We start from the raw sequence: 13,764 nt of genomic DNA on the forward strand, positions 1-13,764 counted from the left end.
AGACCGCAGCCGAGATGAACAAGACCAAATACCACCTGCGAGCCGACCTGCAGGGTCCGGGCACGCCGATCCTGGGCGCTGCCGATGACGCATCGCCGCGGGGCGCGATGTCCCCGTCGCTGACGCAACAGGAGCGCCGCGTCGTCGCCGAACTGATGCGCGGCCTGTCGAATCGACAGATCGCGCGCGCCCTGTCGCTGAGTCAGTACACCGTGAAATTCCACCTCAAGAACGTCTTCACGAAGTGGGGCGTGCGCTCCCGCGTCGAAGTGATCCTGCGTTTCGCGTCCGAGCGGTCGCGCGCGCCGGTCGAGCGCTATGCCGTCACCGAATCGGTCGCCGCAATCGCCACAGCCCCGTAGCCCGGGCGCAACCCGGCGGTTTTCCTCGAATGACGACCGAAACCCCGGGTTTCACCCGGGCTACGGTGACACGCCCACCCGCGCTAGGCTTCGCGCGGCGCGACACCGCGCCGTCAGGGGAGCGTCGTCATGCGGCAGGTCTTCATCGTTTCGGCCGGCGGGCCGGAGAAGCTGCAGGTGCGCGAGGCGCCCGATCCGGTGCCCAAGGGCCGCGAACTTCGCGTCCGCGTTCGCGCCAGCGGCATCAATTTCGCCGACATCCTCGCGCGCCAGGGCCTGTATCCGGATGCGCCGAAACTGCCGGCGGTCGTGGGCTACGAAGTCTCGGGCGTCGTCGACGCCGCGGGTCCCGATGCTGGCGAGTCCTGGATCGGGCGCGAGGTCATGGCGCTGACGCGCTTCGGCGGATATGCCGACACCGTGATCGTTCCGGCACACCAGGTCTTCGACAAGCCCGCGTCACTGACCCACGAGCAGACCGCCGCAATCCCGGTGAATTACCTGACGGCCTGGCAACTGATGGTCGTCATGGGGTCCTTGTCGAAGGACGACACGGTGCTGATCCACAACGCCGGCGGCGGCGTGGGCCTGGCCGCGATCGACGTCGCGCGGCACATCGGCGCCCGCAGCATCGGCACTGCGAGCACCGGCAAGCACGCCTTCCTGAAGGCGCGCGGCCTGGATGAGGCCATCGACTACACGCGCGGCGACTGGATGCCGGAGCTGATGCGGCTGACGCAGAACCGCGGCGCCGAACTGATCCTCGACCCGCTCGGCGGCTCGCACTGGAAGAAGAGCGTCAAGGCGCTGCGGCACACCGGGCGCCTGGGCATGTTCGGCATCTCGACGGCGACGGAGTCGAAGCTGCCGGGACCGCTGCGCCTGCTGTCTGTGGGCCTGGGCCTGCCGCTGTTCAATCCGGTGACGCTGATGAACCAGAACCGCTCGGTGTTCGGCGTGAACGTCGGTCACCTGTGGCACGAGCCGGACAAGATCCGGGTCTGGGGCGATGTGATTCTGAAGGGCGTGACCGACGGCTGGGTGCGGCCGCACGTGGACAAGACCTTCGCGCTCGAGCAGGCGGGCGAGGCCCAGGCGTACATCGAGGCGCGCAAGAACACCGGCAAGGTCGTGCTGGTGCCGTAAAGCCGTAGCCCGGACGAAGTCCGGGGCTTCGGTCGAAATTCGAGGAAAAGCCCCGGACTTCGTCCGGGCTACGGGGACGATTCAGTCCGCCACCTGGACCAGCTTCAGCCGGCCGGATGCGCCGCTGCGGATCGACACCTGCGCCTTGCGCACGTCCAGCGTCTCGGCCACCAGCGCGATCAGGGCCTCGTTGGCCTTGCCGTCGATCGGCGGCGCCTGGACCTGCGCGATCCAGGTTCCGTCCGGCTGCTCCTGGAGCGCGCGCGTCTTCGCATTCGGCTTGACCTTGACTCGCAGTGTCCTCACGTCGATGTGCCCGGCTGGATCCAGCGTCATTGCACCACGCGGCGCTGCCACTGTCGTGGCGCGCGTGCAATCCGGGGATCGGGCGCAAGTGCGTTTCCTGCGCAGCCTGCCGAGCTACTGGCACGCCCCGACTATGACGTCTGCCCGATTCGCGCCTAGAGTTCGTCCATGGGCGCAACCGTTCTGATGCCGACCGCTATCGGTTTCGAAGCACCGATTCCAGGGTGCGGATGGCGTGACGGCGGCCGGCAACGCCGCCGCACCGTTTCAGGGCGCGCCTTCGCCCGATACCGGCCCCGTCCCGAAAGTATGTTGCCTCAGGCAAAGTACGCAGATGCGGGCCGGGTGGCCGTCATGGCTTTCCCCATCGAACACACCTTCACTTCAAGAGACCGATCATGAGCACCAAGCAGCCGACCATCATCTACACGCTGACCGATGAGGCGCCGCTGCTTGCGACCAGCTCCTTCCTGTCCATCATCCGCGCGTTCGCCGGCCCCGCCGGCATCAACATCGCCACCAGCGACATCTCGGTGGCGGCGCGCATCCTCGGCGAGTTCCCGGAATTCCTCACCGAGGACCAGCGCGTGACGGACAACCTGGCCGAGCTGGGCAAGCTGACGCTGCTGCCCGACACCAACATCATCAAGCTGCCGAACATCAGCGCCTCGGTGCACCAGCTGGTGGCCGCCATCAAGGAACTGCAGGGCAAGGGCTACAAGATCCCGGATTTCCCGGAAGACCCCAAGACCGAGGCCGAGAAGGCCGTGCGCAAGCGCTACGCCAAGTGCCTGGGCAGCGCCGTGAACCCGGTGCTGCGCGAGGGCAATTCCGATCGCCGCGCGCCGAAGGCGGTCAAGGACTTCGCGAAGAAGAACCCGCACAGCATGGGCGCGTGGAGCATGGCCTCGCGCACCCACGTGGCGCACATGACGCACGGCGACTTCTATCACGGCGAAAAGTCGATGACGCTCGACCGCCCGCGCGACGTGAAGATGGAGCTGGTCACCAAGAGCGGCGAGAAGATCGTGCTCAAGCCGAAGGTCTCCCTGCTCGAAGGCGAGATCATCGACTCGATGTTCATGAGCAAGAAGGCGCTGCTGGAGTTCTACGAAGAGCAGATGGAGGACGCGCGCAAGACCGGCGTGATGTTCTCGCTGCACGTGAAGGCCACGATGATGAAGGTCTCGCACCCGATCGTGTTCGGTCACGCGGTGCGCATCTTCTACAAGGAAGCCTTCGAGAAGCACGGCCAGCTGTTTGCCGAGCTCGGCGTCAACGTCAACAACGGCCTGGTCAACCTCTACGACAAGCTGCAGGGCCTGCCCAACTCGCAGCGCGAGGAAATCATCCGGGACCTGCACGCCTGCCACGAGCATCGCCCCGAGCTGGCGATGGTGGATTCGGCGAAGGGCATCTCGAACCTGCACGCGCCCAACGACGTGATCGTCGACGCCTCGATGCCGGCGATGATCCGCATCGGCGGCAAGATGTGGGGTGCCGACGGCCGTCCCAAGGACACCAAGGCGGTCATCCCGGAGAGCACGTTCGCGCGCATCTACCAGGAGATCATCAATTTCTGCAAAACCAACGGGAACTTCGACCCGCGCACGATGGGCACGGTGCCCAACGTCGGCTTGATGGCGCAGCAGGCCGAGGAATACGGCTCGCACGACAAGACCTTCGAGATCAGCGAGGACGGCGTCGCCAACATCGTGGATCTGGCCACCGGCGAAGTGCTGCTGTCGCAGAACGTGGAGACCGGCGACATCTGGCGCATGTGCCAGGTCAAGGACGCGCCGATCCGCGACTGGGTGAAGCTCGCCGTGACGCGCGCGCGCAACTCGGGCATGCCGGCGGTGTTCTGGCTCGATCCGTACCGTCCGCACGAGCATGAGCTGATCCAGAAGGTCGTGAAGTACGTGAAGGAGCACGACACCACCGGATTGAAGCTCGAGATCATGTCGCAGGTGCGCGCCATGCGTTACACGCTGGAGCGCGTCGTGCGCGGCCTGGACACGATCTCGGTCACCGGCAACATCTTGCGCGACTATCTCACCGACCTGTTCCCGATCCTGGAACTGGGCACCAGCGCCAAGATGCTGTCGATCGTGCCGCTGATGGCCGGCGGCGGCATGTACGAGACCGGCGCCGGCGGCTCGGCGCCCAAGCACGTCAAGCAGCTCGTCGAGGAAAACCACCTGCGCTGGGATTCGCTCGGCGAGTTCCTCGCGCTGGCGGTGAGCTTCGAAGACCTGGGTCTGAAGACCGGCAACCAGAAGGCCAAGGTCCTGGCCAAGACGCTCGACACGGCCACCGGCAAGCTGCTCGACAACAACAAGAACCCGTCGCCGAAGACCGGCGAGCTCGACAACCGTGGCAGCCAGTTCTACCTCGCGATGTACTGGGCGCAGGAGCTGGCGGCGCAGACCGACGACAAGGAGCTGCAGCGACAGTTCGCACCGCTGGCCAGGACGCTCACCGAGAACGAGAAGACCATCGCGGCCGAACTGTCGGCGGTGCAGGGCCAGCCGGTGGACATCGGCGGCTACTACATGCCGGACTTCGAGAAGCTCGAAGCGGTGATGCGGCCGAGCCCGACGTTCAATGCGGCACTGGCGAGCATGAAGGGCTGATCGCACTGCGGGTCTGTCTCTCCCCGTTGTCGCGGGGAGAGACAGACCCGCTCGCCGTTCCAGACCAGGCAGGCGCTACTTCGGCGGTCCCTGCGCGAGCAGTTCCTGCAACGTCGCCACGCAGACGTACCCGAGCCCCGTCAGCAGATTCATCATCGCGTCCAGGTGCGTGCGCTTGCCGTAGGCCGCGCGCAGGCTCGTGGCCATCGTGATCACGGCGAATTTGTAGGCGTTGAAGACGTCGAAGTAGTACAGCGTCTGCGGATCGATCTTCAGGCCGCTGCGTTCCTGGTAACGCGCCAGGAACTGCGGACGCGGGATCATTCCGGACGACAGCAGCGTGCCGTCGTCGTCACGCGCGCCGGTGAGCGTCATCGTGGCCCACGAGACGTCCTCGTGGTGATCGCCCAGGTGCGCGAGCTCCCAGTCCAGGATCGCGTTGATCTGCAGGTCCGGCGTGAACATGAAGTTGCCGCCGCGATAGTCGCCGTGCACGACCACCGGCTTGCCGGTGACCGGCATGTGGCGGCGCAGCCAGCCGGCGGCGTACGCCATCACCGGGTGCGCCTCGAAGGTGTCTTCCTCCCACACGCGATCCCATAGCGCCAGCGCCCAGCGCGTGCCCTCGTTCGTTCCGGGTTTCGGTTTCTGGAACGACGACAGCGGGGCCTTCGACCAGTCGAGTGTGTGGATCGCCGCCATGTGGTCGACGAACTGCCCGCTCAGCGCCTTGCGGTATTTCTCGGGAAACATCTGGCCGACGCCGCTGGCCTTGGTCGCGCCTTCGGGTTGCACCGCGCCGGGCAGGAAGACCGCGATCAGGAATGGGTGGCCCAGCGTGTGGGGATCCGGGTCCACCCACAGCACCTCGGGAACCGGCACCTGGCCGACCATGGCCTTGAGCACCTGCGCCTCGCGCAGCCGGTGCGTCTCGACGACGGACTCCGAAGGATCCATGCGCAGGATCAGCTTGCGCGTGACGCGCTGGGCGCTGGCGTCCTTCCATGTGAGGTCGAACGTGAACTGCTCCTTCGACGCACCGCCGGACAGCCGCTTGAGATTCGTCAGCGACAGGTCGGCCTGCCCGGTGTGCTGGCGCAGATACGACGTCAGGCGCTCCGCCAGATCGGTGAAATCGCTGAGGTGTTCGAGCCCCTTGCGCCGATTGTCGAGCTTGCGCGTCATGACCTCGTCGAGCGTGGACTCCACCGGGAAACGCTCGCGAACCTCGCGGATCCAGTCGGACGTGGGGTTGGCGCGCAGGCGCTGGCTCCGGGTATCGAGGGCCATGATCAGCCTCCCAGGCCGGGTAGGTGGAGCTGGCCGTCGCGATACAGCAGCGCGTCGAGGTCCGGAACCGGATCGGTCAGGTTGTCGAAGCCCAGCGCCTTGACCCAGGCGCGCTCGCGGATCTGCAGATCCTTGAAGAAGGGCCGCAGCAGCGCCTCGAAGCGCGTCGACACCGCGGCCGGGAACTGGTCCTGCGCGTGGATCAGCGTGGCCAGCAGTTCGCGCATCGTCTCGTTGGATCCGCGCAGGAAGCGGAACGGCTTCAGATGAACCGCGCTGCCGGCGGGATCGACCTCCTGGTGCGCACGGATGGCCGCAACGCCCTCGGCGGTGACCTTGGACGCGGTCGCGTCGCGGGTGACGATCGCGACCGCGTCGGACAGCAGCTGCTTGTAGAGATGGTTCTCGAGCAGCTCGTAGTGGAACGCCTTGTCCTGCACCGTCTGCAGGAAGCCCAGGGTGCCGGCGATCATGCCGGCCTGCTCCTGCGCGAAGCGGTCGGTGAGATTGGCGATCACGACCTGCTCGATCGCCTTCTTCATGCCCGACAGGAACTGCGAGATCTCCGGTTGCATTGCCGTCTCCTCGTTGTTTTTGTGTGCGGCGCGCGACGCGCGATCCCTTACCCCGGCTTCCAGGTATCGGCGAATTCCTTGAACCCGCTCGGGTCGTGCGGCCCGAACGCCGTGTGCTCGAGGATGCCCACCGACTTCTCCTTGCCGTTGAGCGTGACCTTGCAGACCTGCTGCACGTGGAAGAGATGGGCCTGCGTGATGTCCATCTTGTCGACGTCCCAGGTCTCGTCGTCGATCGCATACGCGCCCTTGAAGCAGCCGTGCCCCCAGGTCGGATGGAAGTAGCCGACGCCGGCCATCGCGAATGTCACCAGCGGCTCGTACTCGGCTTCCCAGATCTCGCCGCCCGGGCGCTTGAACTTCAGCTTGGCGCTGCGCAGGCGCCGGCTGTTCGGCAGGTAATTGAAGGTGTAGCCGACCGGCGTGGCGGCGACTTCGCCGGTGTCGCGTGCGAACACCGGCTCGTCGCCGGCCGGCACGCGCGGGATCGTGCCGCCCGAGCTGATCACGAGATCACCTTTCTGATCGGCGAACAGCACGCCGTGCAGGATGAAATCCTTCCAGAACGTCTGCGACCAGCCGAAGTAGAACTGCGAGGCCCAGCGATGCGGGCGGCCGCCGTTCTCGCCGCAGGGACGGATGCCCCAGGAACGGTCGCGCGTGCCGTTGGTGACGGCCGGGTTCAGCTCGATGCGCTTGCCCTTGACCTTGATCCAGCCCGACCACGCGCCGAACTGCGTCATGCGCGTCACGTCCATCGAGAGCTGCACGCCGTCGTGCAGCACCTGGCGGTCTTCCTCGTGCGTGCCGGTGCCGCCCTCGAAGCGCAGGTCCGCTTCGAAGCCGCGCTCGGGATCGGAGATCAGCACGCGGTGGCGACGCATCGGGATGATCGTCTGCACCGTGATCGGCCCGAGTTTGGTATTTGCGCGGTCCACGGGCAGGTCGCCGCTGACGTGCAGGCAGTACTGCTTGCCGTCGACGAGCACGCTGAAGCCGGCGTCCATGACACGGCGGTTCGGGTAGAAGCCCATCGCGACGCTGAAGTACAGCGAGCCGTCGCCGACGAAGCCATTGAACCAGAAGCGGTCGTAGAAGTTGCGGTCGCTGGTGGACGGAATGGCGACCGGCTGTGCCGTCTGGTGGATGGGATAGTCGTCGAGCGTCGTGATCATGCGGTCTCCCGGTGATGACTCAGTTTCTAAGGCAAAAAAGATGGGTAGGAAAAATCATCAACGCAAAGGCGCTAAGGACGCAAAGGTACGAAATTTCTCTGGACTTCTTTGCGACCTTTGCGCCTTTGCGTTGAAGTCTTTCGAATCTAAACACCACGCGGGTTCCTGTTCCTGTCGTGTCGAGGATGAGAAGGCACATGTCGCGACTCGGGTTCAGATGGTCGTCGTCGCTTCGCTCTTGCTTGTCGCGAAGAAGCGGTCCATGAACAGCGACTGCTCCGACAGGCCCTTGGCCTGCAGCAGCCGCGCTACCGCGTCGCACATCGGCGGCGCGCCGCACAGGTAGGCGTCGCAGAGATGCGCCTGCTCCTGCACGCCGCGCTGGATCGCCTGCGTGACGTTGCCGCGCTCGCCGGTCCAGGGATCGTTCGCATCGATACCATCGAGCGTCGGCACGAACTTCGATCCGGGCGCGAGGCCGTTCGCGAACAGCGCTGCGATCTCGGCGTGGTGCGGGACGTCGGCCGCGCTGCGGGCGCCGTAGTAGAAGAGGAAGGGGCGGGGATCCTTCGTCTCCGCGGCCTCGTGCAGCATCGACAGGATCGGCGCGATGCCTGACCCGATCGCGCACATCAGCACCGGACGATCGCCGGCGCGCAGGTAGCCGTCGCCGTAGGGGCCGCGCAGGCGCACCGCTGCGCCGGGCGAAACGTCACCCACGCGTGACGAGAACGCGCCGCCGGCGATGCGCTTGATGACGAACGACAGTTCGAAGCGACTCGAAGGTGGTGTTGCGATCGAATAGCTGCGCCAGATGGCGTCGACGGGCTCGGCGCCACCCGTAGCCCGGACGAAGTCCGGGAGTCCCGCTCCGGTTGAGGAGCCCTCCCGGACTTCGTCCGGGCTACGGTGGTGTCGCAGCCCCAGATCCACGAACTGTCCGGCGTAGAAATCCAGAGGCTCATCGAGCGTAAGGCGCAGCTCGACAAGTTCGGGCGTCAGCGAGCGCACGCCGGCAATCCTCGCGTCGATCTCGCGTGGCGGCAGCAGCGGCCTGACGCGCAGGTCGGGCGGGCGGTTGTCGCGGATCAGCAGGTCGGTCAGCGGCCGCGCACGGCAGAGCAATCCCCAGCCCTCGTCTCGCTCCGCGTCGGGCAACGAATAGACCGACACGTCGCCGTGATCGATCTCGCCGTCCTCGATCTGGAACTTGCAGGTGGAGCACTTGCCCGCGCGGCAGCCGTAGCGGATCTGCACGCCCTGGCGCAGCGCGGCGTCGAGTACGGTCTCGCCAGGCGAGACGTCGAACGTTTCTCCGGACGGAGTGAACTCGACGTTGAACGTCGCGCCACTCATGACGCGGACGGCGACGGGCGCGTGGACGACGAATCCATGCGCCTCAAGCCTGCGGCTCGATCTGCGTGATCGCGCTCGTGACCTTGAACTTGCGCGGCGTGGTGTCCACGCGCCCCACGTAGCTGGTCAGGATCACCAGCCACTGCGGCATCGACAGTGGCTGGCCGAGTTCGGAAGCGACGCGATCGAGATCGACCTCGAGGTCGTACTCGGTCGAGGTGACCTTCCAGTAGGTGCCGTGATCAGCGACCTGCAGATCGGGGTGATCTTCCACGAGCACGTCGATCGTGGCCTGCGCCTCGGGCGAGCCCTGCATCAGGATGATCGAGATCGGCGTACGGCCGTCGGCGCGGAGCGTGGCCATCAGGTGCCTCCCGCCGACGCGAAGCCCAGGCCCGAGAGCACGGCGCTCATGTCCGCGCTCGCCCTGGCGTAGGCCACGTCGAAGGTCTCGCGACGGTTCGGCACGGTGTCGAAGACCGGCGCGAGTGCCTTCGCAGCCTTTTGCGCGTAGTCGCTCCACTGCTCGATCCATTCGCAGATGACGGCGTGATTGGCGCCCGCTTCGGACAGCGCGGGATCGGTGACCATGCGAACGAAGGCCTCGGTGGCCGCGAGGTTGCGTCGGCGGTCACGCTCGGTCGTGACGATGATCTGGCTCGCCACGTCGTCGCCGTTGGCGCCTGCGTTGCCGCGCACGATCGCGCTCGATGCGAGTTGCTGCAGCAGCGGGCCGACGACGAGATTGAGCCCGACCATCAGCTCGCCCCAGTCGCCGGTATTGAGGATGTGCTCGGCCAGGTGCCGCGACGGCTGGTAGCAGGGGTCTTCCATCCAGGCTCGGCGCCCGGCCGCGTCGTCGACGGCCTTGTTGTAGCGCTCGAGTTCGACCAGATACACGATGACATCCTGCGCATGGCGCAGATGGTCGAAGCTCTGGAAGCAGAGCATGGAACTGAGCGTGTCGCTCAGCGATTCGCGCTGCGCAGGACACAGCGTGCGAAAGATCGCGTACTCGAAATGCGACCACGCGCGCCAGTGCTTCGACAGCACCTGGCCGACCCAGTCGGCCTTCAGCGCGGCGAGCGTGCCGTTGAGTCCGGCATCCTCGGTGGCGCGCTCGATCGCGGTCTCCTGCTGCTCCTGGTGGCGGATGTAGGTGCGCTGCCAGTGCTGCGCCGGGTCGCGGTAGCGATACCAGTCCGGGTGGCGCAGGCGCGTCGACGTTTCCCGCCACAGCGGGCCGCCGTCGGAGCGCAGCAGGAAAGCCTCGGCGCCGAAGCGTCCGCCGCCCGCCATGTCGTAACCGCTGGCATCGGGCTGCTGGTGCACCGTCAGCGCCTCGTACTCCGTGAGACGTCGCCCGGCCGGCTGGATGAACGTGAAGTCGCGCGCAGGTTTCGTCGATGCGGCAGTCGCAGGCCGCTGGATCACGGCGCTCATTGCAGCGTCCTCGGCGCCAGCAGGCGTGGCGCGCCGTCGGCGGGCAGCTTGCTGAGCGGGTTCTCGATCTCGATCTTGGTCCGCGCGATGTCGTCGACCGTCCACATCTTGTCCCAGTTCAGCGAGGGCTGGCCGATCAGCGTCTTGCCATCGGCGCGAATCAGGCCGCACTCGCGCACGAACTGCGACAGCTCGTAGCCCTCGTACTGCTCGAACCAGGTCCAGGCCTTCGCGTAGCGGTGCGGCTCGAGCGCATACAGGTGCTCGCAGCCGTCGCTGCAGAACGCGTGCTTGCGTCCATCGGCTTCACGGATGCGCACCGTCGACTGGTCGAAGCGCGGGAACACGCAGGGCATCTGGCAGACGCGGCAGATCGGCGGCACCTGCGGGAACAGCGTGAGCGGAATCTGGCCGTCCTTCGGATCGCCCATCTTCGCGTAGGCCTCCCAGAAGCCGCCGTACAGCGCGTACCAGCCCGGGTACTTTTTCTCGAACCACTCGAAGTCGCGTGGCGTCAGCGGGTCGATCCGGCAGAACTGCACGGGCCAGGTCGCGGCCAGCATCATCACGATGTTGTGGTGGCCCCAGGGAATGCGCGCCTTGGCCTCTTCCCAGCCGCGCGGCAGCTCCACGCCGAAAGGCTTCAGGCGCTCGATGTACGAACCCGCCCAGTCGTTGCCGACCCACTCGGTCCAGGCCTCGTGGTAGGAGCCGCCCCGGTTCTGCTGGAAGTAGTCGTAGACCGAGCCGATGAACGAATCCAGGAACGAGTGCTGGCGCCAGAACGCGTTGTCGAAGTCGCGCTGCAGCCGCGGCAGGTTGTCCGGCACCGAGGCGATCGCGGCGAGCGTGGCGTAGCCGTTGGCCATGTGGCGCGCTTCGTCGGACTGCACGCTGAGGAACGTGGTGGGCGTGGCTTCGTCGCCGTTGGCAGCCGCGACCTCGGTGAGCGTCACGAAGATCGGGTTGGTGTACGCGGTCTCGGCGACGACCTGCAGATTGATCGCGCCCTCGATGGGATCGCTGGCGAAGAAGGCGTCGAGCGCCGGTCGCGCGGCGCGCGTGATCATGTTCTGCCCGCGGATCTTGAAGCCGCGGTCGAAGCCCTCGGGATCGCGCGCGTGCTTGGCCAGATACCGGATCAGGTGGGCTTCCTGGTTGGTGTGGCGCACCTCGTCCATCATCTGTGCGAGGTAACCCTGCCGCAGTTCCGCGTTGTCGACCGAGTCCACGAGCTGGCCCGTGCACTTCATCGCCGCGTACTCGGCATAGGTGGTCACCGGCAACGCCATCTTCAGGATCTCGGTCCAGCGTTCCGAGGCCTTGGCCGGCATCTTGGCGCGCGCCATCACGTCGCTCATCGCGCCGTACTGGCGATCGTCCTTGTCGCGTTCCATCTTGCAGTAGTCACGGACCAGGTGACGGAACGGGTCGCTGGTCTTCTTCGGAATCTTGTAGTTCTGCGGGTAGCGCGTGGTCTTGGGCTCGTAGCTGAAGTCCCACTCGAAGTCCTTGACCCTGTCGTGGGCCTTGATGAATTCGTTGCTGTCCATCGGGTTCTCCTGTCGACACGCGCAGCGGCGGTTCGCCGGGGCGGGCTGCCGGCAGCGTAGGCCTGCCGCGGGCGTCACTCTTGGCATCCGCTGCCTGCCGATTTGGCAGCCCTTGCCAGCGCGGGTTCGTGCGCCTTGCAAGGTCGTCCGATGCGCCCATAATCGGGATACAACATGAGGTGCCCCGGATTCCGAGGCTCGCGTGGCCGTGTTCCCGGGCCCGCGACCAGGCTCCGCAGGACCACCGAGGAGGGGCCGTGACGTCTTCCAGTCCTGTGCTGAACGAACACTGGCGTGACCTCGAGAGCTGGACCACTGCCACGGTCATGCCCTCGAAGCAGTTCGATCGATGGCGCGACTTCGTCGTGGACGCGCACCTGCACTGGGACATCCACTCGGTCCGCTGCGACCAGTTCCCGGCCTTCATCCGCCAGGGCCGTTACGAGGGCTTCCGCCTGGTGCATCTGACGGCCGCGCGTGGCGGCGTCATCGGCCGGCGCTCGACGCGCGAGATCGCGCAGGATAGCGAGGCGCTCTACAACCTGATCTACGTGGCCGAGGGCTCGCAGTGCCTGGAGTTCGCCGATCACGAGATCCGGCTCGATCCGGGCACGTTCGCGCTGTGGGATTCCACGCAGCCGATGAACTTCAACACCGGCGAAGGCCTGCGCCAGATCACGTTCTCGGTGCCCAGGAAGCGCCTCGACGACGCGCTGCCGCGCTCCGGCGAATTCTGCGGTCACGCCATGAAGGCGACGGCGGGCATCGGCAAGCTGTTCATCGACTGCATGCTCGCGCTCGAGACGAGTTTCGGCGAACTGTCCAACGCCGAGGCCAGGCAGGTGCTCGAGGCGACGACGGAAATGCTGGTGGCCACGCTGACCGCCAAGGTGCAGCTGCCGGAGCACCGCGGGTTTCGCGAGCAGCTGCAGCACGTCATGGCCGGCATCAACCGGCAGCTCGACGATCCGCACCTGACGCCGCAACGGGTCGCCCGCGACAGCGGCATGTCGGAGCGGCATCTGTATCGCCTGTTCGCCGAGGCCGACACCACGCCGGCGTCGTGGATCCGCAAGCGCCGGCTGGAACAATGCCGCCGCGACCTGGTCGCCCGTTCGTGCGCGCACCTGAGCATCCTCGACATCGCCGCGCGCTGGGGCTTCTTCGATTCGAGTTCGTTCTGCCGCATGTTCCGGCAGGAATACGGCCTGTCGCCGAAGCAGGTGCGTTCTTCGGCAAGCCCTCGCGAGAACGTGAAGCGATGACCGACTTGAAGAAGGTTCTCCATGTGGAGGCCTCGCCGCGCAAGCAGCGCTCGGCCTCGCTGGAAGTGACCCGTGCCTTTCTCGATGCGCTGCGCGCGAAGACGCCGGGCCTGCAGGTCGACACGATGGACCTGTGGGACATGGCGCTGCCGGAGTTCGACGGCGCCGCACTGCAGGCCAAGTACGCGGGCCTCGAGGGCAGGGCGCGCAGTGCGGACGAAGAGATCGCCTGGAAAGCGATCAACGCCTATGCCGACCGCTTCAAGGCCGCCGACCTGCTGCTGTTCTCGGTGCCGATGTGGAACTGGACGGTTCCCTACAAGCTCAAGCACCTGATCGACCTGGTGTCGCAGAAGGACGTGCTGTTCACGTTCGACGAGCGCGGCATGAACGGCCTGCTGACGCGCCAGCGCGCGGTCTGCGTCTATGCACGCGGTGCCGATTTCACGCCGGGTGCCGGGTTCCCGCTCGACTGGGACCACCAGCAGCCGTTCATGCAGACCTGGCTGCATTCGATCGGGGTGACGCAGGTCGACGCCGTGATCGTCCAGAAGACCGTGATGGGGCCGGAGCTCGATCGCGCATCACGCGATGCCGGCTGCCGCGAGGCGCGCGAGCTGGCGCAGCGCCTGTCGCTCGCCGCGACGCGCTAGGCTT

13 protein-coding genes are annotated in these 13,764 nt (G+C 66.3%); 5 read left to right on the forward strand and 8 right to left on the reverse strand.

Annotated features, from left to right (window positions below):
- Positions 1–14: 14 nt before the first annotated feature.
- Positions 15–362 (forward strand): response regulator transcription factor, encoded by a 348-nt coding sequence (locus DFR24_RS01415; RefSeq protein ID WP_210772571.1) that lies wholly within the window; start codon positions 15–17, stop codon positions 360–362.
- Positions 363–491: 129 nt separating this feature from the next.
- A complete protein-coding gene (locus DFR24_RS01420; protein ID WP_133879571.1) occupies positions 492–1,508 on the forward strand; it encodes a zinc-binding dehydrogenase in 1,017 nt (338 codons plus the stop codon).
- A gap of 81 nt (positions 1,509–1,589) precedes the next feature.
- Here DFR24_RS01420 and DFR24_RS01425 read toward each other — a convergent pair whose 3' ends face one another.
- The gene (locus tag DFR24_RS01425; protein WP_133879572.1) at positions 1,590–1,844 is read right to left on the reverse strand and encodes a DUF167 domain-containing protein; all 255 of its coding nucleotides are present in this window, start codon (positions 1,842–1,844) and stop codon (positions 1,590–1,592) included.
- 368 nt (positions 1,845–2,212) lie between these two features.
- Here DFR24_RS01425 and DFR24_RS01430 point away from each other — a divergent pair, with 368 nt between their 5' ends.
- Positions 2,213–4,450: an NADP-dependent isocitrate dehydrogenase gene (locus tag DFR24_RS01430; protein ID WP_133879573.1), complete on the forward strand. Its 2,238-nt coding sequence runs from the start codon at positions 2,213–2,215 to the stop codon at positions 4,448–4,450.
- A 75-nt stretch (positions 4,451–4,525) separates the two neighbouring features.
- On the opposite strand, the gene DFR24_RS24270 is transcribed toward DFR24_RS01430, so the two are convergent.
- The 7 genes from DFR24_RS24270 to DFR24_RS01455 form a co-directional block, all read right to left on the reverse strand.
- The gene (locus DFR24_RS24270) at positions 4,526–5,740 is read right to left on the reverse strand and encodes a phosphotransferase family protein (RefSeq protein WP_162850963.1); all 1,215 of its coding nucleotides are present in this window, start codon (positions 5,738–5,740) and stop codon (positions 4,526–4,528) included.
- A gap of 2 nt (positions 5,741–5,742) precedes the next feature.
- Positions 5,743–6,315 carry a hypothetical protein gene (locus DFR24_RS24275; protein ID WP_162850964.1) on the reverse strand — a complete coding sequence of 191 codons (573 nt, stop codon included), beginning with the start codon at positions 6,313–6,315 and terminating at the stop codon, positions 5,743–5,745.
- Between the two features lie 47 nt (positions 6,316–6,362).
- Positions 6,363–7,490: a hypothetical protein gene (locus tag DFR24_RS24280; RefSeq protein ID WP_162850965.1), complete on the reverse strand. Its 1,128-nt coding sequence runs from the start codon at positions 7,488–7,490 to the stop codon at positions 6,363–6,365.
- Between the two features lie 213 nt (positions 7,491–7,703).
- Positions 7,704–8,846 (reverse strand): 2Fe-2S iron-sulfur cluster-binding protein, encoded by a 1,143-nt coding sequence (locus DFR24_RS01440; RefSeq protein ID WP_133879575.1) that lies wholly within the window; start codon positions 8,844–8,846, stop codon positions 7,704–7,706.
- 43 nt (positions 8,847–8,889) lie between these two features.
- On the reverse strand, positions 8,890–9,210 hold the full coding sequence (locus DFR24_RS01445; RefSeq protein WP_162850966.1) for an MmoB/DmpM family protein: 321 nt from the start codon (positions 9,208–9,210) through the stop codon (positions 8,890–8,892).
- Positions 9,210–10,289, reverse strand: coding sequence for a ferritin family protein (locus tag DFR24_RS01450; RefSeq protein WP_133879577.1), 1,080 nt, complete (start codon positions 10,287–10,289; stop codon positions 9,210–9,212). Before DFR24_RS01450 ends, DFR24_RS01445 begins: the two co-directional genes overlap by 1 nt.
- Entirely contained in the window at positions 10,286–11,842 is a 1,557-nt protein-coding gene (locus DFR24_RS01455) for a ferritin family protein (protein WP_133879578.1), read from the reverse strand. Before DFR24_RS01455 ends, DFR24_RS01450 begins: the two co-directional genes overlap by 4 nt.
- A 257-nt stretch (positions 11,843–12,099) precedes the next feature.
- Between DFR24_RS01455 and DFR24_RS01460 the strand changes: the two genes are divergently transcribed.
- Positions 12,100–13,107, forward strand: a complete 1,008-nt coding sequence (locus DFR24_RS01460; protein WP_133879579.1) for an AraC-like ligand-binding domain-containing protein — start codon at positions 12,100–12,102, stop codon at positions 13,105–13,107.
- Positions 13,104–13,760 carry an FMN-dependent NADH-azoreductase gene (locus tag DFR24_RS01465; RefSeq protein WP_210772569.1) on the forward strand — a complete coding sequence of 219 codons (657 nt, stop codon included), beginning with the start codon at positions 13,104–13,106 and terminating at the stop codon, positions 13,758–13,760. Before DFR24_RS01460 ends, DFR24_RS01465 begins: the two co-directional genes overlap by 4 nt.
- Positions 13,761–13,764 lie beyond the last annotated feature (4 nt).

Origin of the sequence: Panacagrimonas perspica (assembly GCF_004364935.1) — a bacterium.
Classification (GTDB): domain Bacteria; phylum Pseudomonadota; class Gammaproteobacteria; order Nevskiales; family Nevskiaceae; genus Panacagrimonas; species Panacagrimonas perspica.

Coding starts and splice junctions, on each gene's coding strand:
- DFR24_RS01415 (WP_210772571.1), top strand. CDS start 15: ATGAACAAGACCAAATACCACCTGCGAGCCGACCTGCAGGGTCCGGGC.
- DFR24_RS01420 (WP_133879571.1), top strand. CDS start 492: ATGCGGCAGGTCTTCATCGTTTCGGCCGGCGGGCCGGAGAAGCTGCAG.
- DFR24_RS01425 (WP_133879572.1), bottom strand. CDS start 1,844: ATGACGCTGGATCCAGCCGGGCACATCGACGTGAGGACACTGCGAGTC.
- DFR24_RS01430 (WP_133879573.1), top strand. CDS start 2,213: ATGAGCACCAAGCAGCCGACCATCATCTACACGCTGACCGATGAGGCG.
- DFR24_RS24270 (WP_162850963.1), bottom strand. CDS start 5,740: ATGGCCCTCGATACCCGGAGCCAGCGCCTGCGCGCCAACCCCACGTCC.
- DFR24_RS24275 (WP_162850964.1), bottom strand. CDS start 6,315: ATGCAACCGGAGATCTCGCAGTTCCTGTCGGGCATGAAGAAGGCGATC.
- DFR24_RS24280 (WP_162850965.1), bottom strand. CDS start 7,490: ATGATCACGACGCTCGACGACTATCCCATCCACCAGACGGCACAGCCG.
- DFR24_RS01440 (WP_133879575.1), bottom strand. CDS start 8,846: ATGAGTGGCGCGACGTTCAACGTCGAGTTCACTCCGTCCGGAGAAACG.
- DFR24_RS01445 (WP_162850966.1), bottom strand. CDS start 9,210: ATGGCCACGCTCCGCGCCGACGGCCGTACGCCGATCTCGATCATCCTG.
- DFR24_RS01450 (WP_133879577.1), bottom strand. CDS start 10,289: ATGAGCGCCGTGATCCAGCGGCCTGCGACTGCCGCATCGACGAAACCT.
- DFR24_RS01455 (WP_133879578.1), bottom strand. CDS start 11,842: ATGGACAGCAACGAATTCATCAAGGCCCACGACAGGGTCAAGGACTTC.
- DFR24_RS01465 (WP_210772569.1), top strand. CDS start 13,104: ATGACCGACTTGAAGAAGGTTCTCCATGTGGAGGCCTCGCCGCGCAAG.